The following is a 25,601-nucleotide window of genomic DNA, read 5'->3' on the forward strand; positions in this document are numbered from 1 at the left end:
ATTTCATTTATTATTTTTTATTCCTTCCACTTATGATGGTTCATAATCATTTATTAAGTTAATGTTTTGAAATTAAATGCCTTTCACTTGCGTCATATCTGGTTTTTTATGCTGCCAGCAATTTCATTGCTATATATGATTAGTATTATGTTTTGTAAATATCCAGTGTGATGGAAAAGCAAAACATACATTCCAGATAACATATTACAAAATATTTCATGTCCGCTGCGAATATCTGTCTGTTAGGTATTCATCTGCTTATAATTACATTAAAAAGTATTTCTTTGATGATTATTCTTAAATTACGATCATAATCATCGATCGTATCGATCTATTTTTATTGTTTTAATTTGAATAAGAATTTTCTTACAACTGATTAGGCATTAGCTGAAATCAATATTTTTCGATGGAAAGTTCAGGTGCTTCGTTTAACACCAGGCGTTTATTATTCATACGAATCTTTTCTGAACGCTTTCATTAATACCCTCAGAGTTGTTTTCAGCCTTTGCAAAATAATTCTCATTCACCCAAAGGACATATTATCTATGCGTAATAAAATAATACTTGCCATGGCGGCTGCCGGTATGATGTATGGCGCTTCTGTATTTGCCGCCGATACTACACTCACAGCAGGCTCGTTCGGCTCAGGTAAAATTCTTTTCACTGGTACCATCACCAACTCACCCTGTGATATCGCACCGGGCGACGATGCGATCACCGTTCCGTTTGGACAGATTTCTTACCGTAAACTGAATACCGCCGACGCAACCACGGACTCAAAACCGTTCACCATTCATCTGCAGAACTGCGCCTTCGATCCGAATGAAACTACAATAGCCGGCTCCGCAGGGAAAATGTCTAAAGTAACCGTCTCTTTCAGTGGCACAGCTGATACCTCAGGTAAAGCTTACGTCAGCACCGGCAGGGCCCAGCATGTTGGTGTCCAGCTACTGAAGAGTGACAACACCACAATTATCGAGCCCAACACCCCGATGCCGGATACCGACGCTCAGCAACTGCAGGTCGGAAACAACGAACTCAACTTCTTTGCCCGCCTGATAGCCCTGACAGATGCCGCAACTCCTGGCGATGTTAACGCATCCGTCACCTACACCCTGAAATACTTGTGATTTTACGCGGTAAATAACGACAGGGAGAAGCCGTCCACGGAGGGGATCGGACGGCTTTTATATCTGACTGTGCCTGCGGGCTGTCTGTTACACGGACGACAACACGAAAACGCCATGCCATGAAAATTACCCGGCTTGCCATTCTGATTACCCTGACATTTTCCGTCCTGAAGTCGCAGGCCACGGAGTTCAATGCCAGCCTGCTGGACAGCGGGAACCTGTCTAACGTGGACCTCACGGCCTTCAGCCGCGAGGGGTATGTGGCGCCCGGTAACTATATTCTCGATATCTGGCTCAATGACCAGCCGGTACGGGAACAGTATCCGGTCAGAGTTGTACCGGTTGCCGGACGCGACGCGGCCGTCATCTGTGTGACAACAGACATGGTGGCCATGCTGGGTCTTAAGGATAAGATTATTCATGGCCTGAAACCCGTTACCGGTATCCCGAACGGGCAATGCCTTGAGCTGCGCTCCGCTGACAGTCAGGTACGGTACAGCGCTGAAAATCAGCGTCTGACCTTCATTATCCCTCAGGCCTGGATGCGTTATCAGGACCCGGACTGGGTGCCCCCTTCACGCTGGAGCGACGGCGTCACCGCCGGCCTGCTCGATTACAGCCTGATGGCCAATCGCTATATGCCGCAGCAGGGGGAGACCTCTACCAGCTACAGCCTCTACGGCACCGCCGGGTTTAATCTCGGCGCCTGGCGGTTGCGGAGCGATTATCAGTACAGCCGTTTTGACAGTGGGCGGGGCGCATCACAGTCCGATTTTTATCTGCCGCAGACGTATCTGTTCCGTGTCCTGCCAGCACTGCGCTCAAAACTGACGCTCGGACAGACGTACCTCAGCTCCGCTATTTTTGACTCCTTCCGCTTTGCCGGGCTCACTTTGGCCAGCGATGAGCGCATGCTACCGCCCTCTCTTCAGGGGTATGCCCCGAAAATCAGCGGCATTGCGAACAGTAATGCACAGGTTACCGTCAGCCAGAATGGCCGCATTCTGTACCAGACCCGGGTGTCGCCGGGGCCTTTTGAGCTTCCCGACCTGAGCCAGAATATCAGCGGCAACCTGGATGTCAGCGTCCGGGAAAGCGACGGTAGCGTCCGGACCTGGCAGGTCAACACGGCCAGCGTCCCCTTTATGGCACGCCAGGGACAGGTTCGCTATAAGGTGGCCGCCGGACGTCCGCTGTACGGCGGGACGCATAACAACAGCACGGTCAGTCCTGACTTTCTGCTCGGGGAGGCCACCTGGGGAGCATTTAACAACACGTCGCTGTATGGCGGCCTCATTGCTTCCACCGGCGACTACCAGTCCGCGGCGCTCGGGATCGGCCAGAATATGGGGCTGCTGGGCGCTCTGTCTGCGGACGTCACCCGCTCAGATGCGCGGTTGCCGCATGGGCAGAAGCAGTCCGGTTACAGCTACCGTATCAACTATGCCAAAACGTTTGATAAAACCGGCAGTACCCTGGCGTTCGTCGGATACCGCTTCTCGGACCGCCATTTTCTGTCCATGCCGGAGTACCTGCAGCGTCGGGCCACCGACGGCGGCGATGCATGGCATGAAAAACAGAGCTACACCGTGACTTACAGCCAGTCCGTTCCGGTACTCAATATGAGCGCGGCCCTCTCGGTAAGCCGGCTCAATTACTGGAATGCGCAGTCCAACAATAACTACATGCTCAGCTTCAACAAAGTGTTCAGTCTCGGCGACCTTCAGGGGCTCTCGGCCTCGGTGTCGTTTGCCCGTAACCAGTACACCGGCGGGGGGAGCCAGAATCAGGTCTACGCCACCATCAGTATCCCGTGGGGCGACAGCCGCCAGGTGAGCTACAGCGTGCAGAAGGATAACCGGGGCGGCCTGCAGCAGACCGTGAATTACAGCGATTTCCATAACCCGGATACCACATGGAACATCAGCGCCGGTCATAACCGCTATGACACCGGCAGTAACAGCAGCTTTAGCGGCAGCGTGCAGAGCCGTCTGCCGTGGGGTCAGGCGGCAGCGGACGCCACCCTGCAGCCCGGACAGTACCGCAGCCTGGGCCTGAGCTGGTACGGCTCGGTGACCGCCACCGCCCACGGCGCCGCCTTCAGCCAGTCGATGGCCGGGAATGAGCCTCGCATGATGATAGATACCGGAGACGTGGCCGGTGTGCCGGTGAACGGCAACAGCGGGGTGACCAACCGCTTCGGGGTGGGCGTGGTAAGCGCCGGCAGCAGCTATCGGCGCAGCGATATTTCGGTTGATGTGGCCGCCCTGCCGGAGGACGTGGACGTCAACAGCTCCGTCATTAGCCAGGTGCTGACGGAGGGCGCGGTGGGCTACCGGAAGATTGACGCCAGCCAGGGGGAGCAGGTGCTCGGTCATATCCGACTGGCTGATGGCGCCAGTCCGCCGTTTGGCGCTCTGGTGGTGTCCGGAAAAACCGGCAGAACCGCGGGGATGGTCGGGGATGACGGTTTGGCCTACCTGACAGGCCTCAGCGGGGAAGACCGCCGGACCCTGAACGTGTCCTGGGATGGCCGGGTGCAGTGCAGACTCACCCTGCCGGAAACGGTGACACTCAGTCGGGGGCCGCTGTTACTGCCCTGCAGATAAAAATATCCCTGTCACAGAGCAGGACTAAAGGAGAAAACAGGTGAAAAACAGCAGAAGAAGCCGTGTGATTTTACTCGCGCTGGCGGCAGCATGGAGCCAGTGCAGCCCGGCGGCCGTCAATGTCGACCGGACCCGTATTATCATGGATGCATCGCAGAAAACGGTGGCCATCACGCTGAATAACGATGACAAAACCACGCCGTTCCTGGCGCAGTCCTGGGTGACGGACGCTGACGGGGTGAGAACCGATGCGCTGATGGCGCTGCCGCCGCTGCAGCGTATTGATGCCGGACAGAAATCCCAGGTCCGCATCACCCAGGTTCGCGGGCTGACAGATAAGCTCCCTCAGGACAGGGAAACACTGTTCTGGTTTAACGTGCGGGGCGTTCCCCCGAAGCCAGAAGACGACAACGTTCTGCAACTGGCCATGCAGAGCCAGCTGAAACTGTTTTACCGTCCGAAAGCCATTATCAGAAGCAGCAGTGACCAGCCGGAAAGAAAGCTGACTGCTGAGCGGAATGCGGGACATCTGACCCTCAGAAACCCGACGCCGTACTACATCACTGTGGCGTGGCTGGGAGCAGACCGCAGCCACAGGCTCAGCGGTTTCCGCGAGGGCGTGATGGTGCCGCCCCTGGGGAGCCTGCCTTTAAAGGCTGTTTTGCCGGCAGAAACCCGGACGCTGTGGGTGGGGTATATTGATGATTACGGTGGACTGCAGATGAACCGCTACGCCTGCGATGCCCTGAACTGCGCGTTTAAGGACGCAGGGGCGACATCATGACAGAATGGATTTTTAATCTGAAAACAAAACTGACCGTACTGGTGATGATGTTGTGCTCTTTATGTGTGACTAAAGTGTATGCGGTTGAGCCAGGTATAAATGAATGTGCAGTCACTTCCGGTCAGAATATTAATTTAAGAAATATAAATTTGACAACCGATGATTTTAAACCTGGTCCGGATTCGGTTATCTATACAATCAATCAGGATGCTGTTTTTAAATGTTACATGGGATATGGCACGCAATTTCCACAACTGGTATTTAATCAGGACTACTTCAGTAAATTTACCCAGACACTAGATGCGATGGGACTTGGATTCAGAATGTCCGTTAAAGAAACAGAAAATGCTTCAAATGTTGTTTCGTTCTCCTGGGATGAAATAAAGAGCACTCAGTCAGGAAATGAGTTGCGAAAAGAGTTTGGCACAAAACTACCTGTTGGGACTACAGAACGAAAAGTAAGGATAACACTGGATTTCTTATATACAAAAGCATATTCAGAGAGTAGTGCAGTTACAGCTTTTACGGGGGTAAGTAATGTTTTAAATATTGTACCTTTTCCTTATTCTGTGAGACAAAACGGATTTGTTTTATCTGGTTTTAATGTGAGAATTCTCAGAAACGGATTGGGTAAAGTTGACATTGTTCCATTACAGGTCAACTTTGGGCATATTTATACGACTTATGAACCTTCACAGACCAGGCAGGCAAATTTTACAGTGATCGCCACGCAGGTTTTACGACCGGCTATGGGACAGGAATTCACGATCCCTCTGGCCATCACCTTCGGGAAAGGTGCACTGACACAGGATACCGGGCAAACTCTGAATCTTGTCAGCCTGGATGGCCCCAACAAAGGTCAGCCTAATGGACTCCGGCTTTCAATAAAAGACGGTACAAAAGAGATTACTTTTGATAAACAAGAAGTACTGGGGGATATTACTATTACAGGAGCTGTCACCGGTAATGTGTCGAAGGTATATACCGCAGTAATAACCCCGACCCCGGGGGAAAGTGTAAAGACAGGAATGTTTTCTGCTGCAATACCCGTTACTGTTACCTATAACTAATCGGGGGGCAGATAATAAAAATAAAAGAACTGACTGAGTTATCGGGGAACTAATCCCGAATAAACACACATTAATAATAAATACTATTTAAGAGTTGTTCTTCACCTCCGGGAAATCATTTACCCAGTTATGGAGAGGTTTTATGTGCCCTGATAATACACACGCAAAAAAGCAGTACCTTACCCCTGGTAACGATATTCATTATCCCGGACAGACCAACCATGATGCCTGTTTTATTCCGGTAAGTGTCCGCCAGTATTCCGGCGAGCCCCTGTATATCATCGTGGCACACTGGTGCCTGTTGCAGCAGAACTGGGTTCAGCGTAACCAGATAGCAGAGGCGTTTCACATCACGGCCAGACGGGCCAGCTACCTGATTGCCTATCTGCGAAGCAAAACATCGCGGGTGGTCAGCATCTGCCGTCACCAGACCCTGCCCAATAAAGCACGACGCTATGAGATTTATGTTATCCGGGTTCTTGACAGTCCCACCCCGTCCACGCGCCGTGAAAAAGCCGGACCGCCGCCGGTATCAAAACGCCGGGTCGGTAATGGTGACAGGTCGATGGCAAATGAACTGTGGAACCGGCTGTGCAGTAACAGAAATGCGGGGAAGATCCTGAAAAAGAAGGAGGATGAGGATGACGGAACATAACCGGATGCCGGCCCGGCAGATTATCGTTTACGGTGACTGCTGGCCGGTGACGAGCGCCGTGGCACACCTGGTCCGAAGATTTCTGCCGGGCTGCAACTGTGAAACCGCATACAGGCTGCCTGTTCTGTTGCAGCAATTACGTCGGAAACCGGAGGCCATACTGATACTGTGTCTGCGTCCCCGTGAACATCTCTTTTTGTTCTATTCCCTGAGGCAGATACTGCCGGACTACCCGGTTATGATTATCAGCGATGAGCTGTTTTTCAGCGACCGGGTGGTACTGAAGGTATACGGCGGCATCCCGGCGCTGCTGGAGCAGGAACTGGCGGAGATACTTATTCGGTGGCGGCGGGATGAACAGTGGGCCGGGGGCGCACGCTTGCGCAGGACAGGAGCGCTGGACGCCTTTTTGTTATCTCCGGAGCCAGTGACGGGCTTTCTGGAAGTGCCGCCGATATTTAACAATCCGAAGCGGTTGATGAAATATATGGACCAGTTGATGCACCGGGAGATACTGGCATGTGGAGTGAGCCTGGCCCAGTTACGCTTGCTTCAGGAAGTTTACCGTGGACGGGGAAGGTTGTCAGCGTTGTGTGGAAGGCTGAATACGCAGGAGAAGCAAATCTGGCAGGACAAATACCGGTTACTGGTGAAGCTGGGAATGCGGAACCGATTACGGGAACTGCTGTTTGGTACCCGGTTTTGTAAATCACTGCAGCGAACTCCGTTTATCGCTCCGCAATAACCCGCCTCCGGCGACCCTATCCAGAAACACTGACACGCCGGCTAAACCCGGTGGCGGTGGGGTATGTTTTGCCTGTGGTGTCGTGAAGTAAAACACAGATCATTATTCAGGCGGGACGCTGAATGTATGGCCTTTCATACCGTTTGATAAGTAAAAACGCTTCTGGAATGAAACCCGAAGTGAATGATACGGCCTGAGCAGAAGCGTTACATATTTACTGCATGATCCCGGTATAGCCATGAATTCCCATATACACGCCGACCAGACCAATCAGAATGCTCGAAAAATAGGGCGCCCGCCGGGCAAGCGTCGAAAAACCACTCCAGCGCTTTGCTGCCTGTTGAACGCTTATCGCCGCGCCAACGCCTACCGTCACCAGCGTTAATGCCAGGCCAAGACTAAAGCTCAGCACCATCGTGGCGCCCAGCGTAAACGCTTTAAGCTGGATACAAATCAGTAAAACGGTGATCGCAGCCGGACAGGGGATAAGCCCTCCGGTCAGGCCGAATAGCAGGATCTGTCCATTAGTCACTGTTTGACCATCAAAACGGCGTTGAATATCGGCAGCATGGGCGCGTTCATGGGCATCCTGATACGCTTTTGACGTTGCGCCTTCCGGATGTATGTGACCATGATGGTCGTGGTCGTGGTCGTGGTCGTGGTCGTGGTCGTGGTCGTGGTCGTGGTCGTGGTCGTGGTCGTGGTCGTGGTCGTGATGGTGGTTTCCCGCCAGCCACTGCTGCTCGCCTCGCCATGTCCGCCAGAACATCCAGCACGCGGTGCTCAGAATAATAATCGCAGAAATTAACTGCAGCCATGGTTCCACTGATTGTGCGGTGAATGCCCGGCTAAGATACATCCCACCCAGCGCGATTAACCAGACGATCGCGGTATGAGAAAGCGTTGCTGCCAGACCGAGCATGACGGCCTGTTTAACCGTACCTTTAATGGCAATGATAAAAGCCGCCATCATAGTTTTGGAGTGCCCTGGTTCAAGCCCGTGCAAAATACCTAATAAAATGGCGCTGGGAATGAAGAACCAGCCGTTTCCTTGCTGAAGAAGTGTCGAAAATTCACCCATGAGAATGATTCTTAGTTGTTTTATGTGGGCGTCATTCTACTCCCCCCCAGTATGGAATACTACCCCCCAGTAGCATCGTAATGCTATAATTTGTATTCGTTAATGTTAGTGAGGTGTTGTAATGTCACATACCATCCGGGACAAACAAAAGCTTAAAGCCAGAACCAGCAAGATTCAGGGGCAGGTGATAGCGCTAAAAAAAATGCTGGATGAACCGCATGAATGCGCGGCCGTGTTACAACAGATCGCGGCGATTCGCGGCGCGGTAAATGGCTTAATGCGTGAGGTGATTAAAGGGCATCTGACCGAGCATATCGTTCATCAGAGTGATGAAGCCAGGCGTGAAGAAGATCTGGACGTAATATTAAAGGTGCTGGATTCTTATATAAAATAGCCGGGAGTTATATCCCGGCTATCTTTTACTTTAGCCGAAAAACATCACCGATACGCAAAGTAAACCGACGACCAACGTAATGAAATTACCTATTGAACGGTAGGGTTTCAATGCCGGTATCAGGTACGTTGACAACGTGGGCATAATAAACAGAATCATCGCAATGAGCGGGCCGCTAATGGCATAAATCATAGAGATGGCATTCGGGTTAATACAGCAAATAATAAACGTAATCCCGGAAACCAGCATGATAGACAGCGCGCGATTGAACGCCCGGCTTTTTTTCACGCCAACCTGCTGTAGGGTGGTTCTTACCATTTCGGTTGCGCCCTCGATGACGCCGAAATAGGTGCCGAGGAAAGATTTCGACATGGCCACGACGGCAACGATAATACCGGAAATAGAGAGCCAGGCCGGCGCATTGGGCATCATCGAGAGCGCGGAAAGGATGGTAACGCCTTCGTTGCGCGCGTCTTCAATGTATGACGGCGGAATGGAGAGCAGGCAGCTAAAGACAAAGAACAGCACGCTCAGGCAGATAATCAGATAGGCGACCTTCATGATCTTTTTGCATTTATCCATGGCCTGATCGCCAAAATTTTCCCGTCTGTCGATGGCAAACGTCGAAATAATGGGCGTATGGCTAAAAGCAAAAACCATCACCGGAATAGAAATCCATACCTGGTGCAACGTGTGACTATCCAAAGACATCTGCCCGGTCAGTAACGAGGGTTGCCAGCTTCCGGTTAAGTAGAGCGAAAGGAACAAGAAGTAAGCGATAAGTGGAAAGACTAAAAAGCCCATTACGCGAAGAGTGGCATGTCTTCCCATTAAGAAAATCATATTCAGGATAAGTACTACGCCGAAGCTAACTGCCATCCGGATGCGAATATCTATCTGAATATGCTTCGCTAATTGCTCTGTCAGGGAATTGGTAATCGCCACAGCATAAATTAATACCACGACAAAAAACGCAATGAAATAAAGCGTGGTAATAATATTGCCGATTTTCTTGCCGTAATAATGAGTAACGGCGCCAGTAATTCCCTCACCGGCAGAAGTCTTTGAGGAAAGAATAAACTGACACAGCGCCTTATGCGGCCAGTATGTCAGCGGCCAGGCGACCAGCGCGGTAATAAATAGCACGATTGCGCCTGCCGATCCCAACTGGATGGGAAGGAAAAGAGTGCCTGCGCCTACAGCCGTTCCGTATAATGCAAAACTCCAGAGAGTCTCATCTTTTGACCAAATTTTAGACATTATTTGAATTTATCAACTATAAAACACACAAAAAGAAGCGCAATTTACCATAAATAGCGTCAGTTGGGGGCGTTTTAAGCAGATGGATGTCGTGGAGGCGGAGGGCCGGGAGCGTTGCGATCCCGGCAAAAAAGAGCAATATCATGCACTAACGCGCTGTTGGCGGCGGGTCACTATTCGCTGACGTAAAACATCGTATGCCCAGTTGTACAGCATCGTGTACGGTAAAAAGAACAGAAAGAAACCAATTTCCAGGGTGAATGCTTGTAGCAGGCTGACATTCAGTACCCAGGCGACAATACTCACGCCAATGACAATAAACCCACTTTCAAATCCTAACGCATGGAGTGCGCGCACTTTGGCGGTTCGTCTCACCTGATGCGCAGGCCACAGTCGATCAAACAGAGCGTTATAAATGATATTCCAGATCATGGCCGTCGTTGCCAGCAATATCGTCAGGCCGCCCATCTCCAGCACCGAGCGCTGCATTAGCCAGGCGGTCGTTGGCGCCAGTATCGCAGTCGCAATACCTTCAAAACAGACAGCATGGAAAATACGCTCCGGCAGCGAGCGACGTTGTATGGCGTCATGTTGCATAAACGAAAAAACCTTACTCTTAATCAAACTAAAGAAATTTCCGCTATTTTATCGTTTAATGTGATACCTAAAAGATAATATCCATCGATAAAGTAGATAGGTTATGCGTTACTCACCTGAAGCGTTAATGGCATTTGTTGAGACCGTCTCTTGCGGTTCGTTTTCTGCGGCGGCGCGCCGCCTGCGTAAAAGCCAGTCCACCATTAGTACCGCCATTGCGCATCTGGAGGCGGATCTGGGATTCTCATTATTTGATCGATCATCGCGCCAGCCCGTTCTGACCGAAGAAGGAAAACGGGTGCTTAGCTATGTTCAGGCTATTTTATCGGCGAGCGATCGTCTGGATGAGGTGGCGCTGACGTTATCCGGCGAGACGGAGGCAAGACTCACGTTCGTCCTCTCTGATACCCTGCACCCTGACAGTCTGGAAGAGTTAATGGCGCAGTTTGATCGTCAATTCCCGCATACCGAGTTTGAATGCTTGATCGGAGAAAATGATGATGTCATCGACCTGCTGCAAAAAGGGCGCGCCCAGATAGGCCTGATTGAAGCGCGTGATGACTATCCCACAGACATTGGCGCGACGCGTCTGCCTGTTCAAAGCTGGATGGGAGTTTATGTGGCGACCACGCATCCGTTGGCATCGCAGACGAACCTGCAATGGGAACAACTGCATACCTGGCGCGAGCTGCGTCTGAATACCTACCTTGACTCTAACGCCAACATTACGCGCGGCCCGGCCTGGTCAGCGCCAAACTATTTATTGCTGTTGAGCATGGCGGTTCAGGGATTTGGCTGGTGCGTATTGCCCTGCGCGCTGGTGGAAGAGTTTGCGGCGGAAAAACCGCTGGCGCAGCTGGATGTTCCTGGCTGGCCGAGGGCGATTGCTATTGATTTGCTGTGGAACAAGAAGACGCCGCCCGGAACGGCAGGGAACTGGCTTCGCTACCATTTGCAGCAGAAATAAGCTGCGTCACCGTCAAATCAGCGTCATTTCCTTTGTGATAAAACTCACTTTTTTTAAACAATCAAGATAACTAATTTTAACAATGCTCTACTATGGCGGTGTCATTTTGCGCTGAGGTGGTAATGAAAGAGGTTGTGATAGTGGGGGCTTTACGGACACCCATCGGCTGTTTTCAGGGAACGCTGGCCCGTCATTCCGCCGTCGAGCTGGGGAGCATGGTCGTAAAAGCGTTAATTGAGCGCACCGGCGTGGACGCTAACGCTATCGATGAGGTCATCCTCGGTCAGGTGCTGACGGCTGGTGCCGGGCAGAATCCGGCGCGCCAGTCAGCCATCAAAGGAGGGCTGCCGACTACCGTTTCCGCCATTACCATTAATGACGTTTGTGGTTCCGGTTTAAAAGCGTTGCACCTGGCGACGCAGGCTATTCAGTGCGGCGAAGCGGACATTGTTATTGCGGGCGGGCAGGAGAATATGAGCCGTGCGCCGCATGTCCTCAATGACAGCCGTAGCGGCGCGTTGCCTGATGCCGACAATCTGGTGGATAGTCTGGTACATGATGGCTTATGGGATGCCTTCAACGATTATCACATTGGCGTGACGGCAGAAAACCTGGCGCGGGAATATGGCATCAGCCGCGAGTTACAGGATGCTTATGCGCTCAGTTCGCAGCAAAAAGCCAGGGCCGCGATTGATACCGGGCGTTTTAAAGATGAGATTGTCCCCATCATCACGCAACGTAATGGGCAGACCGCAATTGTCGATACGGATGAACAACCGCAGGCCGACGCCAGTGCGGAGGGGTTAGCCCTGCTGCATCCGGCGTTTGATAGTTTAGGTTCGGTGACGGCGGGTAATGCCTCCTCAATCAACGATGGCGCCGCCGCGGTGATGATGATGAGCGAGGCGAAAGCCCAGGCGCTGGGGCTGCCGGTGCTGGCGCGCATCCGCGCGTTTGCCAGCGTCGGCGTCGATCCTGCGCTAATGGGGATTGCGCCGGTATATGCTACCCGGCGCTGTCTGGAGCGTGCCGGCTGGCAACTGACGGAGGTCGACCTTATCGAAGCCAACGAAGCGTTTGCCGCCCAGGCGTTGTCGGTAGGAAAAATGCTGGAATGGGATGAGCGACGGGTAAACGTTAATGGCGGCGCGATTGCGCTGGGGCATCCTATTGGCGCTTCCGGCTGTCGAATTCTGGTTTCACTGGTGCACGAAATGGTTAAACGCGACGCGCGTAAAGGCCTGGCGACGCTGTGTATCGGTGGTGGCCAGGGCGTTGCTTTAACCATTGAACGCGATTGATCCTGCGCCAGCCATCCTTTTTCTGCTTCAGTATTCCGTCATAAAAAGCCCTCTATCACGAGGGCAAAGCCAGTGACAGAACCCCCTTTTTCGTTATAGCGCAGAACGTCTTGCCGCGTCGGGCATTGCAGACGCATACCGCTTTTAATTCAATTCGCACATCAGACCCCGTTCCAAAACAAGCTCCAATTTTTATCTGAGTAACCGCATACAGCATCTGGCGCACATGTCTGAAAATCAGACAAGTGCGTAAGTTTTAGCGCCGTTCGTGATCGCTACAGCAGTTTTAAAAATAACCAACCATATAAATGAAACGTTGTTTTATTTATTGTTGAAAACCTTTATCCAGGCGACTATGATGCCGTTAAATAAATCAAAACAGTGTTTTGATTTTATGCCATTGCGATCGATTTATCATTGGAGGGAAAGGTGGACGTAAGGCAAAGTATCCATAGCGAGCACGCTAAAACGCTGGACACCCAGGCGCTGCGACGCGAGTTTTTAATAGAAAATATTTTTGTCGCTGATGAATATACGATGGTCTACAGCCATATCGACCGTATTATTGTCGGCGGCATTATGCCCGTCAGCCATCCCGTTGAAATCGGCGGAGAGGTGGGTAAACAGCTTGGCGTTTCCCGGTTACTGGACCGCCGCGAGCTGGGCGTCATTAATATTGGCGGCGCGGGCGCCATTATCGTTGACGGGCAGCGCCATGACATTGGTCATCGTGATGCTCTGTATATTGGTAAAGGGGCGAAAGAGCTGGTCTTCGTCAGCAATGAGGCGAGCAGACCGGCGAAGTTTTATTACAACTGCGCGCCAGCGCATACCGCTTATCCGACGAAAAAAGTGTCGCCTGCCGACGTTGCGCCCGTCACCTTAGGCGATAACCTCACCAGTAACCGTCGCACCATCAATAAATACTTCGTACCGGATGTACTGGAAACCTGTCAGCTCAGTATGGGACTCACCGAACTGGCGCCCGGCAATCTATGGAACACCATGCCATGCCATACCCATGAGCGCCGTATGGAAGTGTACCTCTATTTCAATATGGAAGAGGACAGTTGCGTTTTCCATATGATGGGGCAGCCTCAGGAAACCCGTCATATTGTGATGCGTAATGAACAGGCGGTTATTTCCCCAAGCTGGTCAATACATTCCGGCGTTGGCACCAAAGCCTATACGTTTATTTGGGGCATGGTGGGAGAAAATCAGGTCTTCGATGACATGGATCACGTTGCGGTACAAGATCTGCGCTAGTCGCGACCGGTGATAACGCCTGTGCGTGACAGGCATGACAAAAATAAGGATTAACAATGATTTTGAATGCATTTTCTCTTGAAGGTAAAGTCGCGGTTGTGACGGGGTGCGATACCGGATTGGGGCAGGGGATGGCGTTAGGGCTGGCGGAAGCGGGCTGTGACATTGTCGGTATTAACATTGTTGAACCGACGGAAACTATTGCGCGCGTCACCGCTCTGGGACGTCGTTTTTTAAGCCTGACAGCCGATCTGCGTCAAATCGATGGTATTCCGGCATTACTGGAACGGGCGGTGGCGGAATACGGTCATATTGATATTCTGGTGAATAACGCGGGTTTGATCCGTCGTGAAGATGCGATTGATTTCACGGAAAAAGACTGGGATGACGTCATGAACCTGAACATCAAGAGCGTGTTCTTTATGTCTCAGGCGGCGGCAAAACATTTTATTGCCCAGGGCAACGGCGGCAAAATTATTAATATCGCGTCTATGCTCTCCTTCCAGGGCGGCATTCGCGTTCCGTCTTATACCGCGTCGAAAAGCGGCGTAATGGGAATAACGCGTCTGATGGCGAACGAGTGGGCGAAACACAATATCAATGTGAACGCCATCGCGCCGGGCTATATGTCCACGAATAATACCCAGCAATTGCGCGCTGATGCACAACGTAGCGCCGAAATTCTCGACCGTATTCCGGCTGGACGTTGGGGGCTACCGGGCGATTTAATGGGGCCGGTAGTCTTCCTGGCATCCAGCGCCGCTGATTATGTTAACGGCTATACCATAGCGGTAGATGGCGGTTGGCTGGCGCGTTAATCCGCTACTGACAAATGCGTTTCTGGAAAAATCGACGCTTTGGCCGAAAAAACTGATAAAGCCCTGTCCTCGTACAGGGTTTTTTTATGATCTCATTAGCATAGTCCATATTGTGGGTTTAACTTAATCCATATATTGTTAAATAATAGCTATGATCAATGGTTTAATTCATTGAAATATTGGTGGTTTAAAAAAATACCCGGCAACGGCGTTAAATTTAAAAAGTGTAATATCCATCACATATCGCTATAGCGTAGCCATTTAATCCATATTTATGCCGTTTCCAGCCTGACACTTGAGGAAGAGTATCCCGTACTTTCAGGCTATGTCTTACTCTGTTGTGGCAGGAAAATATGGTCTCTATTAATCATGACTCTGCTTTAACGCCGCGTTCGCTTCGCGACACACGACGTATGAATATGTTTGTTTCGGTTTCTGCAGCGGTAGCGGGACTGTTATTTGGTCTGGATATCGGCGTTATCGCCGGGGCGCTGCCTTTTATTACCGACCATTTCGTACTGACCAGCCGGCTGCAGGAATGGGTCGTCAGCAGCATGATGCTTGGCGCGGCAATTGGCGCATTATTTAACGGCTGGCTTTCATTCCGGCTGGGGCGTAAGTATAGCCTGATGGCCGGCGCGATTTTGTTCGTGCTCGGCTCGCTGGGGTCGGCGTTTGCTTCCAGCGTGGAAGTATTGATTGGCGCCCGCGTGATACTGGGCGTAGCAGTAGGGATTGCCTCCTATACCGCGCCGCTTTATCTCTCTGAAATGGCAAGTGAAAATGTTCGCGGCAAAATGATCAGTATGTATCAACTGATGGTGACGTTAGGCATTGTGCTGGCTTTTTTATCCGATACGGCATTCAGCTACAGCGGCAACTGGCGCGCGATGTTGGGCGTGCTGGCGCTGCCTGCGGTGTTGCTCATTATTCTCGTGGTATTCCTGCCGAATAGTCCGCGTTGGCTGGCGCAAAAAGGTCGCCATATTGAAGCGGAAGAGGTGCTGCGTATGCTGCGCGATACCTCGGAAAAAGCCCGTGATGAACTGAATGAAATTCGGGAAAGCCTCAAACTCAAGCAGGGAGGGTGGGCATTATTTAAAGCTAACCGCAATGTTCGCCGCGCCGTGTTCCTCGGTATGCTGCTACAGGCAATGCAGCAGTTCACCGGCATGAACATCATTATGTACTATGCGCCGCGCATTTTTAAAATGGCCGGCTTTACCACCACGGAACAGCAAATGATCGCCACGCTGGTGGTCGGGCTGACCTTTATGTTCGCGACGTTTATCGCCGTCTTTACGGTCGATAAGGCCGGGCGTAAACCGGCGTTAAAAATCGGTTTCAGCGTAATGGCGTTAGGGACATTGGTGTTGGGCTACTGCCTGATGCAGTTTGATAACGGTACGGCATCAAGCGGCCTCTCCTGGCTTTCCGTTGGGATGACGATGATGTGTATCGCCGGTTACGCGATGAGCGCCGCTCCGGTGGTGTGGATACTGTGTTCGGAAATCCAGCCGCTGAAATGCCGTGATTTTGGCATTACCTGTTCAACCACGACAAACTGGGTATCGAACATGATCATCGGCGCGACATTCCTGACACTGTTGGACAGCATTGGCGCGGCAGGTACATTCTGGCTTTACACCGCGCTGAATATCGCTTTTATCGGCATCACTTTCTGGCTGATTCCGGAAACCAAAAATGTCACCCTGGAGCATATCGAACGCAAGCTAATGGCGGGCGAGAAGCTAAGAAATATTGGCGTGTAATCCCCCCTCCCATGCCGGATAACGTCTGTTATCCGGCATGATGAAAAATAGGCTGGAAACGGATGTGTAAGTTTGCTTCACTGCCATAATGCTTTACAAAAAGGAGAGCGCAGTGAAAACGATCGGACTGTTGGGTGGTATGAGCTGGGAATCGACTATCCCTTATTACCGTTTAATCAATGAAGGCATTAAACAGCAGCTGGGAGGCCTGCACTCGGCGAGCTTACTGCTGCATAGCGTAGATTTCCACGATATTGAAGTATGTCAACGCCGCGGCGAGTGGGATAAAGCGGGCGATATCCTGGCGCAGGCCGCGCAGGGGTTACAGCAGGCGGGCGCAGAAGGCATTGTGCTGTGTACCAACACCATGCATAAAATCGCGCACGTTATTGAATCTCGTTGTTCGCTGCCTTTCCTACACATCGCTGATGCTACCGGGCGAGCCATCGCCCGTCAGGGGTTGCATCGCGTGGCGCTATTAGGGACCCGCTATACGATGGAGCAGGATTTTTATCGCGGGCGGCTGGAACAGCAATTTGCGATTGAGACCATCGTGCCGGAGGCGGACGATCGGGCGCGTATCAATCAGGTCATTTTTGACGAGCTCTGTCAGGGGACATTCACTGACGCGTCGCGCCACTATTATTTACAGGTTATCGAACAACTGGCTGCGCAAGGCGCGCAGGGCGTTATTTTTGGCTGCACTGAAATAGGTTTGCTTGTTCCCCAGACGCAAAGCGCGCTACCGGTTTTCGATACCACGGCAATTCATGCCGCAGATGCCGTGAGCTTTATGCTTTCGTCATCGGCCCCAGAATAACCTCCAGCGGTTCGACCAGGCGCGAAAGATGCGTTTGTAAATGCTTACTGAAGGCGTCAACCAGCGCGGAGGCGGGGCGGTGTAGCGGGCGAATCAGGCTGACGGTAAAGGGCACGTCAATGCTGAAGCGGCGAACGGTGACGCCGCTGGCGGCATAGTCCAGCGCGGTCAGCGGGTTAACGATCGAAACGCCCGCCCCGGCGCGCACCATCGCGCAGACGGAGGCCGCGCTATGCGTTTCCACCACCATTCTGCGCTTCACCTGATGTTCGGCAAATAACGTATCCAATAACTGTCGATAGCTGTCCAGGCGGGAGAGGCTGATAAAGTTTTCCCCCTGAAAATCGTCTGGCGTCAGTACCGTTTTGGCGGCAAGCGGATGGTCGCAGGACAGTACGCACACTTCATTTAGCGTTAGTAACTCGGTGCGGGTTGTTCCTGCCGGGGCATGAAGCGTCTCCGTCAGCCCTAAGTCGTGGCGCTGGGCGGAGAGCCACTCTTCCAGCAACGGCGACTCCTGCGGCACAATATTCAGGCTGACATCCGGATAACGCGCCAGAAAAGGCGGTAGTAACGGCGGCAAAAAGGATTGTGAAAAGACCGGCAGGCAGGCGATAGAGAGCTCGCCCTGACGGAACTCGCGCAGACTTTCCGCCGCGCTGACGATGCGATCCAACCCATACCAGGAGCGTTGTACCTCTTCGAACAGGCGTAGCCCTTGCACCGTCGGATGTAAGCGCCCGCGTGTGCGCTCAAACAGCGTTAATCCCAGCACTTTCTCAAAACGCGCCAGCTCGCGACTGACGGTAGGCTGCGAGGTATGCAGCAGCCGCGCCGCTTCGGTGAGATTTCCGGCGGTCATTACGGCGTGAAAAATTTCAATGTGACGTAAATTTACGGCAGCCATACGTTTCCCTGAATCATTTATCCCATATCATTTTTGCATAGACTGACAATAAAACGATATTTTTTATTCTTTCTAAGGTATGGCGTAATCGTTAAAAAGCCTGTTCCGGAGTTTGTTATGTCATTGCCGCATTATCACGCTGAAACTGACCTTAACGCTGAAAATTTGCTCAGATTGCCTGCTGAATTCGGCTGTCCGGTCTGGGTCTATGACGCGCACATTATTCGCCGTCAGATAGCCGCCCTGCAGCAGTTTGACGTCGTGCGTTTTGCGCAAAAAGCCTGTTCGAACATTCATATCCTGCGCTTAATGCGCGCGCAGGGCGTCAAGGTGGATTCTGTTTCATTGGGGGAGATCGAACGTGCGCTGGCGGCGGGCTACGATCCGCAAACGTGCCCTGATGATATCGTTTTTACCGCCGATGTGATTGACGCCGCCACGCTGGCGCGCGTCAGTGAACTGCATATTCCGGTCAATGCCGGCTCGGTAGATATGCTGACGCAGCTTGGTCAGGTTTCGCCTGGGCATCGCGTCTGGTTGCGCGTGAATCCTGGCTTTGGTCACGGCCACAGCCAGAAAACCAACACCGGGGGCGAAAACAGCAAACACGGCATCTGGCATAGCGATCTTCCGGCGGCGCTGGCGGTAATGCAGAAATACCGACTGAAACTTGTCGGTATCCATATGCACATTGGTTCCGGCGTCGATTATGGCCATCTGGAGCAGGTTTGCGGCGCGATGGTACGCCAGGTGCTGGAATGTGGTCAGGATGTGGAGGCGATTTCGGCAGGCGGCGGACTCTCGATACCTTACCGTGAGGGAGAAGAGCCCGTTGATACGCGCCATTACTATGGCCTGTGGAACGCGGCGCGCGAGCAAATCGCCCGCCATCTGGGACATGCGGTCAAACTTGAGATCGAACCCGGACGTTTTCTGGTGGCGCAATCGGGCGTGCTGGTAACGCAGGTGCGTAGCGTAAAACAGATGGGAAGCCGCCATTTCGTGCTGGTAGATGCGGGTTTTAACGATCTGATGCGCCCGGCGATGTACGGTAGCTATCACCGTATTTCGGCGCTGGCGGCGGATGGTCGCGCGCTTGAAAATGGCCCGTGGGTCGAGACGGTGGTCGCCGGGCCGCTATGCGAATCAGGCGATGTTTTTACGCAGCAGGAAGGGGGAATGGTTGAAACACGCGCCTTACCTGCGGTCATCCCCGGCGATTACCTCGTATTGCACGATACCGGCGCGTACGGCGCGTCTATGTCATCGAATTACAACAGCCGCCCGCTCCTGCCGGAAGTGCTGTTTGACAATGGACAGGCGCGGCTGATCCGCCGTCGTCAGACCATTGAAGAGCTGTTAGCGCTGGAGATGCTCTGAAGCGCATCATTAGGCCGGACGTTGAAAAAACGGGCCCGCGGAGACGGACTCACGCAGAATCAGCGTGCCGGTAAAGGGTGGGATCGGGGCGACCGGCTCGCTGTTCGCCAGACGAACGGCCTGATCGATCGCGGTGGCTATCATATCCTCGATGGGTAAATAGACTGTTGAAAGCCCCGGTTCAAGCCAGGTTGCGCCCGGCGCATCGTCAAAACCAAACAGCGACACATCCTGCGGGATGCGTAATCCGGCCTGGCGCAGCGCTTTTGCCGCGCCCAGCGCCGTGTCATCATTACAGGCGAATAGCGCGCTAAACGTGACGCCTTCCTCCAGTAATTCCCGGCAGGCGTCATAGCCGCGCGTCAGCGTGTAATCGCCGTATTTCACTTTTGCCGGTTGCCAGGGGATGCCATATTTTTCCAGCGCCTTGCGATAACCCGCTACGCGTGATGTGCCGGTGGGAGTATGAACAGGCAGCGTAATACAGGCGATATCGCGATGGCCCTGCGTAATCAGATATTCCACCGCCTGGAATGCCGCCGTCTCCTGCTCGAAGAAAATAGCGCGATCGCGGGCCTGAGTGACGTTGCGATTAATAATCACCAGCGGCATTTCCGTGGCGTCAATCAACGACAAAATCGCCGGCTCATCCATATAGCGAGTGTAAAGAATAATAGCGTCGCACTGTCTGTCGGCCAACATTTGTACGGCTTTCTGCTCTCGTTCCGGCGTATCGTGACCATCGGTGACGATCAACTGCTTGTTATGAAACTCCGCCTGGCGCGACGCCCGGCGCAACAAACTGCCGAAATAGAAGCCGTCAAACGTAGAGACGACCAGACCGATGCTGTTGCTGGTGCGATTCGCCAGCGAGCGTGCCAGTAGGTTGGGGCGATAGTCCAGAGCCTGCATCGCCGTAAACACTTTCTGGCGCGTGCTTTCTTTTACCTGCCCCGTCCCATTCAGCACTCGTGAGACGGTGGCCTTTGATACGCCCGCATGGCGGGAAACATCCAGCATTGTCGCCATCATGCTACCCTGATTAATCGGTTGTCGACAGGTGCCCGGTATCCGTCGGCGTGGATACCGAATGTCGGCGTACCAGTGTCGGACTAAATACATGGGTCACTTCCGGCGTAGGGCATTTCCCTGCCAGCGCTAACGCCAGTTCCGCCGCCTGTGTCGCCATGGTGACGATCGGATACCGAATGGTGGTCAGTCGGGGACGCACATAGCGTGAGACCAGTACATCATCAAAACCGATGAGCGATACTTCGCCCGGCACCCCCACGCCATTATCATTTAATACTCCCATCGCGCCAGCCGCCATCGAGTCGTTATAGCAGGCCACTGCGGTAAAATTTCTGCCGCGACCTAATAACTCAGTCATCGCCTGCTCGCCGCCGCTTTCATCCGGTTCGCCGAACGTCACCAGCCGATCGTTAGCCGGGATATGGCTTTCCGCCAGCGCATCGTAATAGCCCCTCAGGCGATCTTCGGCATCAGAGATAGTGTGATTGGAACAGATATACCCAATACGCGTATGACCTTGCTGGATCAGATGCCGGGTCGCCAGCCATGCCCCGTAACGGTCATCCAGCGCGACACAGCGATGTTCTAACCCCGGTAAAATGCGGTTAATCAGCACCATGCCGGGGATTTGCTTCATTAATGAGGCCAGGTCCGCATCCGGAATCATTTTGGCGTGTACCACTAACGCTGCGCAACGATGACGAATCAACTGTTCAATAGCCTGACGCTCTTTTTGTTCGTTATGATACCCGTTGCCAATCAGTAAAAAATTGCCGGTGTGATACGCCACCTGTTCAACGGCTTTCACCATCGCGCCGAAAAAAGGATCGGAAACGTCGCCGACCACCAGACCGAGGGTTTCCGTTGCCTGCTGTGCCAGCGCGCGCGCGTTGGCGTTAGGGTGATAGCTCAGGGACTCCATTGCGCTGGTTACCGCCAGCCGGGACGCTTCGCTGGCTTTTGGCGAATCGTTAATAACGCGAGAAACGGTGGCGACTGAAACACCGGCCAGTCGGGCTACATCTTTTATGGTCGCCATGATAATACCTATAGTGGGTAAACGCTTACATTACGCCAGTTTTACGGAAAATGAACCTCTGTTCAAGCCTCTTGCCCCGCCGTGTCGGGCAAATGTGACCTGCACGGGAGAAATGCGTCTGTAAAGTGACAATACAAATCTTTCGTTACAGTTTGCGAAGCGCTGTTGCGATTGTCTGCTGGCAGGCCAGCGAGTCAGGTTGATAGAGTGGTGATCCCAGAGGTATTGATAGGTGGAATCAACGTCATTGTTGATCACACGAATTACACCAACCTGCGTAGAGATGCGCAGGTTTTTTTTTGTTTCGCCTGAACCTGTAACAGTAACGGATAATTTACACAACTCGTTGCATTTCCGTTTATTCCTTTGCGTTTTCGGACTGGCGATGCAGACGCGCGAAGCCCACAATCAAGATCCCAGAGGTATTGATTGGTGAGATTATTCGGTACGCTCTTCGTACCTGTCTCTTGCACCAACCTGCGCGGATGCGCAGGTTTTTTTTCGAACCTATTTTGCTATCGCTCCTGTTACGCAACTCGTGTAATCTGCCACAATTCATGTTTTAGCGAATTGTCGGCCAAAGGGAGTTGAAATGCTGTTTGGATTTTTCCGTAACCTGTTTCGCGTGCTTTATCGTGTGCGCGTCACTGGCGATGTCCGGGCGCTACAGGGGAACCGGGTCTTAATTACCCCCAATCACGTTTCATTTATCGATGGTATGCTACTGGCGCTGTTTTTGCCGGTACGGCCTGTCTTTGCGGTATATACCTCCATCAGCCAGCAATGGTATATGCGCTGGTTAACGCCGCTGATCGATTTTGTACCGCTCGATCCCACTAAACCCATGTCCATTAAACACCTGGTGCGTCTGGTGGAGCAGGGGCGTCCAGTGGTGATTTTCCCGGAAGGGCGGATTTCCGTGACCGGCTCGCTGATGAAAATTTATGACGGCGCAGGCTTTGTGGCGGCAAAATCGGGCGCAACCGTCATTCCGCTCCGCATTGACGGCGCGGAGCTTACCCCTTTCAGCCGCCTGAAAGGTCTGGTTAAACGGCGCTTATTCCCCCGTATTCAGCTTCATATTTTACCGCCGACGCAAATACCGATGCCGGAAGCGCCGCGCGCGCGCGACAGACGTAAGATAGCGGGTGAGATGCTGCACCAGATCATGATGGAAGCGCGTATGGCGGTGCGCCCGCGCGAGACGTTATACGAATCGTTGCTGGCGGCGCAATATCGTTACGGCGCGGGTAAAAACTGTATTGAGGACATTAACTTTACGACGGATACGTATCGTAAGTTACTGACCAAGACGCTTTTTGTTGGCCGGATTCTGGAAAAGTACAGCGTTGAGGGCGAGAAAATCGGTTTAATGCTGCCGAATGCCGCCATCAGCGCGGCGGTGATTTTCGGCGCGGTTTCTCGTCGCCGCATTCCGGCCATGATGAACTACACAGCGGGGGTAAAAGGGCTGACCAGCGCGATTACCGCGGCGGAAATTAAAACGATTTTTACCTCCCGCCAGTTCCTCGATAAAGGTAAATTGTGGCACCTGCCGGAACAGCTAACGCAGGTTCGCTGGGTTTACCTGGAAGATTTAAAAGCGGACGTCACACTCGCCGACAAGCTGTGGATTTTTGCCCACCTCCTGGCGCCGCGACTGGCGCAGGTAAAACAGCAGCCGGAAGACGCGGCGATCATTCTTTTTACTTCCGGCTCGGAAGGGCACCCGAAAGGGGTGGTGCACAGCCATAAAAGCATTCTGGCGAACGTCGAGCAGATAAAAACGATTGCGGATTTCACCGCCAATGACCGTTTTATGTCGGCGCTGCCGCTCTTTCACTCGTTCGGTTTGACGGTGGGCCTGTTTACGCCGTTGTTGACCGGCGCGGAAGTGTTTCTTTATCCAAGTCCGCTGCACTATCGCATTGTGCCGGAACTGGTCTATGACCGTAACTGTACCGTGCTGTTTGGTACGTCAACCTTCCTCGGCAACTATGCGCGCTTTGCCAATCCGTATGATTTTTATCGCCTGCGCTATGTGGTGGCCGGTGCGGAAAAACTTCAGGAGAGCACCAAACAACTGTGGCAGGATAAATTCGGTCTGCGCATTCTTGAGGGCTACGGGGTAACGGAATGCGCGCCAGTAGTCTCGATTAACGTGCCGATGGCGGCTAAGCCTGGCACTGTTGGCCGCATTCTGCCTGGCATGGACGCGCGTCTGCTGGCGGTGCCCGGTATTGAAAACGGCGGTCGGCTACAGCTGAAAGGGCCGAATATCATGAATGGCTATCTGCGCGTGGAAAAACCGGGCGTGCTGGAGGTGCCGTCGGCGGAAAACGCCAGAGGCGAAACCGAGCGCGGCTGGTACGACACGGGCGATATTGTACGCTTCGATGAAAATGGTTTTGTGCAGATTCAGGGGCGCGCGAAACGCTTTGCGAAAATTGCTGGCGAAATGGTCTCGCTGGAGATGGTCGAGCAACTGGCGCTTGGCGTTTCGGCGGACAAAATGCACGCTACCGCCATTAAAAGCGATGCCAGCAAAGGTGAAGCGCTGGTACTGTTTACGACTGACAGCGAACTCACCCGAGAAAAGTTACAGCACTATGCCCGTGAACACGGTATTCCGGAACTTGCCGTCCCGCGTGATATCCGTTATCTGAAGCAGCTTCCCTTGCTTGGCAGCGGGAAACCCGATTTTGTGACGCTGAAAAGTTGGGTGGATGCGCCGGAACAACATCATGAGTGAGTCAGTACGTACTAACACTTCCATCTGGTCGAAAGGGATGCTGTCGGTGATTGTCGCGCAGTTTCTCTCGGCTTTTGGCGATAATGCGCTGCTGTTCGCGACGCTGGCACTGCTGAAAGCTCAGTTTTACCCGGACTGGAGCCAGCCTGTTTTGCAAATGGTGTTTGTGGGCGCTTACATTCTTTTTGCGCCGTTTGTCGGCCAGATAGCGGACAGCTTTGCCAAAGGCCGGGTGATGATGGTCGCCAATGGTCTTAAACTGGCGGGAGCGGCAGGTATCTGCCTCGGCGTAAATCCTTTTGTCGGTTATACGTTGGTCGGGATTGGCGCGGCGGCTTATTCTCCGGCGAAATACGGTATTCTGGGCGAACTGACGACGGGCGATAAGCTGGTGAAAGCCAATGGCCTGATGGAAGCCTCTACGATTGCGGCGATTTTGCTCGGTTCCGTCGCGGGCGGCGTATTGGCCGACTGGCATGTCATCGCTGCGCTGGTTGCCTGCGCGTTGGCCTACGCTGGCGCAGTGGCGGCGAACCTGTTTATCCCGAAGCTTGTGGCGGCGCGTCCAGGACAATCCTGGCGGTTGTCGACGATGACGCGTAGCTTCTTCAGCGCTTGCGTTGTCCTTTGGCGTAACGGTGAAACGCGGTTTTCGCTGGTGGGGACCGGGCTATTCTGGGGCGCAGGCGTGACGCTGCGTTTTCTGCTGGTGCTGTGGGTGCCGGTGGCGCTGGGTATTACGGATAACGCCACGCCGACTTACCTGAACGCCATGGTGGCGGTAGGCATTGTGGTCGGCGCGGGCGCGGCGGCAAAACTGGTGACGCTGGAGACCGTATCGCGCTGTATGCCCGCCGGGATTTTGATTGGCGTTGTGGTTGCGATCTTCTCATTACAGCACGCATTGCTGCCTGCTTATGCCTTGTTGTTATTGATAGGTATGCTGGGCGGCTTTTTTGTGGTGCCGCTCAACGCTTTGCTCCAGGAGCGCGGTAAGAAGAGCGTTGGCGCCGGGAATGCCATTGCCGTACAAAATCTGGGCGAGAATAGCGCCATGCTATTAATGCTGGGACTGTACTCGCTGGCGGTGCTGGTTGGCGTTCCGGCAGTGGCGATAGGTATCGGCTTTGGCGTGCTGTTCGCGCTGGCGATCGCGGCGCTGTGGATCTGGCAGCGCCGGCAGGCATCATACTGAGTGAATATGCCGGGCGGCGAGCGCGCG

The 25,601-nt window shown here is 53.0% G+C and carries 22 protein-coding genes; 16 read left to right on the plus strand and 6 right to left on the minus strand.

Annotated features, from left to right (window positions below; translation table 11 throughout):
• Nucleotides 1-545: 545 nt before the first annotated feature.
• The 6 genes from NA986_RS08315 (at nucleotide 546) to NA986_RS08340 (ending at nucleotide 6,993) form a co-directional block, all read left to right on the plus strand.
• Complete coding sequence (locus tag NA986_RS08315) at nucleotides 546-1,130, plus strand: fimbrial protein (RefSeq protein ID WP_139758742.1); 585 nt, start codon at nucleotides 546-548, stop codon at nucleotides 1,128-1,130.
• 119 nt (nucleotides 1,131-1,249) lie between these two features.
• Nucleotides 1,250-3,739: a fimbrial outer membrane usher protein StdB gene (gene stdB / locus NA986_RS08320; protein ID WP_023216361.1), complete on the plus strand. Its 2,490-nt coding sequence runs from the start codon at nucleotides 1,250-1,252 to the stop codon at nucleotides 3,737-3,739.
• Nucleotides 3,740-3,779: 40 nt separating this feature from the next.
• Complete coding sequence (stdC, locus tag NA986_RS08325) at nucleotides 3,780-4,523, plus strand: fimbrial biogenesis chaperone StdC (protein WP_000798496.1); 744 nt, start codon at nucleotides 3,780-3,782, stop codon at nucleotides 4,521-4,523.
• Nucleotides 4,520-5,593, plus strand: coding sequence for a hypothetical protein (locus NA986_RS08330; RefSeq protein ID WP_023216360.1), 1,074 nt, complete (start codon nucleotides 4,520-4,522; stop codon nucleotides 5,591-5,593). Before stdC ends, NA986_RS08330 begins: the two co-directional genes overlap by 4 nt.
• 142 nt (nucleotides 5,594-5,735) lie before the next feature.
• Nucleotides 5,736-6,248 carry a CaiF/GrlA family transcriptional regulator gene (locus NA986_RS08335; RefSeq protein WP_023216359.1) on the plus strand — a complete coding sequence of 171 codons (513 nt, stop codon included), beginning with the start codon at nucleotides 5,736-5,738 and terminating at the stop codon, nucleotides 6,246-6,248.
• On the plus strand, nucleotides 6,235-6,993 hold the full coding sequence (locus NA986_RS08340) for a hypothetical protein (protein ID WP_023216358.1): 759 nt from the start codon (nucleotides 6,235-6,237) through the stop codon (nucleotides 6,991-6,993). Before NA986_RS08335 ends, NA986_RS08340 begins: the two co-directional genes overlap by 14 nt.
• 214 nt (nucleotides 6,994-7,207) lie before the next feature.
• Here the strand turns inward: NA986_RS08340 and NA986_RS08345 are convergent, their stop codons facing one another.
• Nucleotides 7,208-8,074 (minus strand): nickel/cobalt efflux protein RcnA, encoded by an 867-nt coding sequence (locus NA986_RS08345; protein ID WP_000503682.1) that lies wholly within the window; start codon nucleotides 8,072-8,074, stop codon nucleotides 7,208-7,210.
• A gap of 121 nt (nucleotides 8,075-8,195) precedes the next feature.
• Between NA986_RS08345 and rcnR the strand changes: the two genes are divergently transcribed.
• Nucleotides 8,196-8,468 (plus strand): Ni(II)/Co(II)-binding transcriptional repressor RcnR, encoded by a 273-nt coding sequence (rcnR, locus tag NA986_RS08350; RefSeq protein ID WP_000019953.1) that lies wholly within the window; start codon nucleotides 8,196-8,198, stop codon nucleotides 8,466-8,468.
• A gap of 30 nt (nucleotides 8,469-8,498) precedes the next feature.
• Here rcnR and NA986_RS08355 read toward each other — a convergent pair whose 3' ends face one another.
• Nucleotides 8,499-9,728 carry an amino acid permease gene (locus NA986_RS08355; RefSeq protein ID WP_000036824.1) on the minus strand — a complete coding sequence of 410 codons (1,230 nt, stop codon included), beginning with the start codon at nucleotides 9,726-9,728 and terminating at the stop codon, nucleotides 8,499-8,501.
• Nucleotides 9,729-9,869: 141 nt separating this feature from the next.
• The gene (locus tag NA986_RS08360) at nucleotides 9,870-10,325 is read right to left on the minus strand and encodes a multidrug/biocide efflux PACE transporter (RefSeq protein WP_001519547.1); all 456 of its coding nucleotides are present in this window, start codon (nucleotides 10,323-10,325) and stop codon (nucleotides 9,870-9,872) included.
• Between the two features lie 103 nt (nucleotides 10,326-10,428).
• Between NA986_RS08360 and NA986_RS08365 the strand changes: the two genes are divergently transcribed.
• The 6 genes from NA986_RS08365 to NA986_RS08390 all read left to right on the plus strand — a co-directional run bounded on the left by NA986_RS08365 (nucleotide 10,429) and on the right by NA986_RS08390 (nucleotide 17,269).
• Nucleotides 10,429-11,292: a LysR family transcriptional regulator gene (locus NA986_RS08365; RefSeq protein WP_001270769.1), complete on the plus strand. Its 864-nt coding sequence runs from the start codon at nucleotides 10,429-10,431 to the stop codon at nucleotides 11,290-11,292.
• Between the two features lie 122 nt (nucleotides 11,293-11,414).
• Nucleotides 11,415-12,593: an acetyl-CoA C-acetyltransferase gene (locus tag NA986_RS08370; protein WP_023216357.1), complete on the plus strand. Its 1,179-nt coding sequence runs from the start codon at nucleotides 11,415-11,417 to the stop codon at nucleotides 12,591-12,593.
• A 429-nt stretch (nucleotides 12,594-13,022) separates the two neighbouring features.
• On the plus strand, nucleotides 13,023-13,859 hold the full coding sequence (gene kduI, locus NA986_RS08375) for a 5-dehydro-4-deoxy-D-glucuronate isomerase (RefSeq protein WP_000383270.1): 837 nt from the start codon (nucleotides 13,023-13,025) through the stop codon (nucleotides 13,857-13,859).
• A 56-nt stretch (nucleotides 13,860-13,915) separates the two neighbouring features.
• Nucleotides 13,916-14,677, plus strand: coding sequence for a 2-dehydro-3-deoxy-D-gluconate 5-dehydrogenase KduD (gene kduD / locus NA986_RS08380; protein ID WP_000602491.1), 762 nt, complete (start codon nucleotides 13,916-13,918; stop codon nucleotides 14,675-14,677).
• Between the two features lie 353 nt (nucleotides 14,678-15,030).
• Nucleotides 15,031-16,449, plus strand: a complete 1,419-nt coding sequence (araE, locus tag NA986_RS08385; RefSeq protein WP_000253650.1) for an arabinose-proton symporter AraE — start codon at nucleotides 15,031-15,033, stop codon at nucleotides 16,447-16,449.
• A gap of 112 nt (nucleotides 16,450-16,561) precedes the next feature.
• Nucleotides 16,562-17,269 (plus strand): aspartate/glutamate racemase, encoded by a 708-nt coding sequence (locus NA986_RS08390; protein WP_000848633.1) that lies wholly within the window; start codon nucleotides 16,562-16,564, stop codon nucleotides 17,267-17,269.
• Here NA986_RS08390 and NA986_RS08395 read toward each other — a convergent pair.
• Nucleotides 17,241-18,176, minus strand: a complete 936-nt coding sequence (locus NA986_RS08395) for a LysR family transcriptional regulator (RefSeq protein ID WP_023216776.1) — start codon at nucleotides 18,174-18,176, stop codon at nucleotides 17,241-17,243. The two genes, NA986_RS08390 and NA986_RS08395, sit on opposite strands and share 29 nt — an antisense overlap.
• Nucleotides 18,177-18,293: 117 nt before the next feature.
• Between NA986_RS08395 and lysA the strand changes: the two genes are divergently transcribed.
• The gene (lysA, locus tag NA986_RS08400; RefSeq protein ID WP_000056587.1) at nucleotides 18,294-19,556 is read left to right on the plus strand and encodes a diaminopimelate decarboxylase; all 1,263 of its coding nucleotides are present in this window, start codon (nucleotides 18,294-18,296) and stop codon (nucleotides 19,554-19,556) included.
• A 9-nt stretch (nucleotides 19,557-19,565) separates the two neighbouring features.
• On the opposite strand, the gene NA986_RS08405 is transcribed toward lysA, so the two are convergent.
• Nucleotides 19,566-20,588 carry a LacI family DNA-binding transcriptional regulator gene (locus NA986_RS08405; protein ID WP_077957175.1) on the minus strand — a complete coding sequence of 341 codons (1,023 nt, stop codon included), beginning with the start codon at nucleotides 20,586-20,588 and terminating at the stop codon, nucleotides 19,566-19,568.
• A gap of 10 nt (nucleotides 20,589-20,598) precedes the next feature.
• A complete protein-coding gene (gene galR, locus NA986_RS08410) occupies nucleotides 20,599-21,627 on the minus strand; it encodes an HTH-type transcriptional regulator GalR (RefSeq protein WP_000201030.1) in 1,029 nt (342 codons plus the stop codon).
• Between the two features lie 592 nt (nucleotides 21,628-22,219).
• On the opposite strand from galR, the gene aas reads away from it, so the two are divergent.
• Together aas and lplT are read left to right on the plus strand one after the other, a co-directional pair.
• Complete coding sequence (gene aas, locus NA986_RS08415) at nucleotides 22,220-24,379, plus strand: bifunctional acyl-ACP--phospholipid O-acyltransferase/long-chain-fatty-acid--ACP ligase (RefSeq protein ID WP_070793833.1); 2,160 nt, start codon at nucleotides 22,220-22,222, stop codon at nucleotides 24,377-24,379.
• Nucleotides 24,372-25,574: a lysophospholipid transporter LplT gene (gene lplT, locus NA986_RS08420; RefSeq protein ID WP_023216774.1), complete on the plus strand. Its 1,203-nt coding sequence runs from the start codon at nucleotides 24,372-24,374 to the stop codon at nucleotides 25,572-25,574. Before aas ends, lplT begins: the two co-directional genes overlap by 8 nt.
• Nucleotides 25,575-25,601: the final 27 nt, after the last annotated feature.

The sequence above is a fragment of the Salmonella sp. NW177 genome (assembly GCF_051811585.1).
Classification (GTDB): domain Bacteria; phylum Pseudomonadota; class Gammaproteobacteria; order Enterobacterales; family Enterobacteriaceae; genus Salmonella; species Salmonella enterica.

What these genes read in the sequence shown, in the direction of transcription:
- NA986_RS08315 (WP_139758742.1), top strand. Translation starts at nt 546, where the DNA reads ATGCGTAATAAAATAATACTTGCCATGGCGGCTGCCGGTATGATGTAT.
- stdB (WP_023216361.1), top strand. Translation starts at nt 1,250, where the DNA reads ATGAAAATTACCCGGCTTGCCATTCTGATTACCCTGACATTTTCCGTC.
- NA986_RS08330 (WP_023216360.1), top strand. Translation starts at nt 4,520, where the DNA reads ATGACAGAATGGATTTTTAATCTGAAAACAAAACTGACCGTACTGGTG.
- NA986_RS08335 (WP_023216359.1), top strand. Translation starts at nt 5,736, where the DNA reads ATGTGCCCTGATAATACACACGCAAAAAAGCAGTACCTTACCCCTGGT.
- NA986_RS08340 (WP_023216358.1), top strand. Translation starts at nt 6,235, where the DNA reads ATGACGGAACATAACCGGATGCCGGCCCGGCAGATTATCGTTTACGGT.
- NA986_RS08345 (WP_000503682.1), bottom strand. Translation starts at nt 8,074, where the DNA reads ATGGGTGAATTTTCGACACTTCTTCAGCAAGGAAACGGCTGGTTCTTC.
- rcnR (WP_000019953.1), top strand. Translation starts at nt 8,196, where the DNA reads ATGTCACATACCATCCGGGACAAACAAAAGCTTAAAGCCAGAACCAGC.
- NA986_RS08355 (WP_000036824.1), bottom strand. Translation starts at nt 9,728, where the DNA reads ATGTCTAAAATTTGGTCAAAAGATGAGACTCTCTGGAGTTTTGCATTA.
- NA986_RS08360 (WP_001519547.1), bottom strand. Translation starts at nt 10,325, where the DNA reads ATGCAACATGACGCCATACAACGTCGCTCGCTGCCGGAGCGTATTTTC.
- NA986_RS08365 (WP_001270769.1), top strand. Translation starts at nt 10,429, where the DNA reads ATGCGTTACTCACCTGAAGCGTTAATGGCATTTGTTGAGACCGTCTCT.
- NA986_RS08370 (WP_023216357.1), top strand. Translation starts at nt 11,415, where the DNA reads ATGAAAGAGGTTGTGATAGTGGGGGCTTTACGGACACCCATCGGCTGT.
- kduD (WP_000602491.1), top strand. Translation starts at nt 13,916, where the DNA reads ATGATTTTGAATGCATTTTCTCTTGAAGGTAAAGTCGCGGTTGTGACG.
- araE (WP_000253650.1), top strand. Translation starts at nt 15,031, where the DNA reads ATGGTCTCTATTAATCATGACTCTGCTTTAACGCCGCGTTCGCTTCGC.
- NA986_RS08395 (WP_023216776.1), bottom strand. Translation starts at nt 18,176, where the DNA reads ATGGCTGCCGTAAATTTACGTCACATTGAAATTTTTCACGCCGTAATG.
- lysA (WP_000056587.1), top strand. Translation starts at nt 18,294, where the DNA reads ATGTCATTGCCGCATTATCACGCTGAAACTGACCTTAACGCTGAAAAT.
- NA986_RS08405 (WP_077957175.1), bottom strand. Translation starts at nt 20,588, where the DNA reads ATGATGGCGACAATGCTGGATGTTTCCCGCCATGCGGGCGTATCAAAG.
- galR (WP_000201030.1), bottom strand. Translation starts at nt 21,627, where the DNA reads ATGGCGACCATAAAAGATGTAGCCCGACTGGCCGGTGTTTCAGTCGCC.
- aas (WP_070793833.1), top strand. Translation starts at nt 22,220, where the DNA reads ATGCTGTTTGGATTTTTCCGTAACCTGTTTCGCGTGCTTTATCGTGTG.
- lplT (WP_023216774.1), top strand. Translation starts at nt 24,372, where the DNA reads ATGAGTGAGTCAGTACGTACTAACACTTCCATCTGGTCGAAAGGGATG.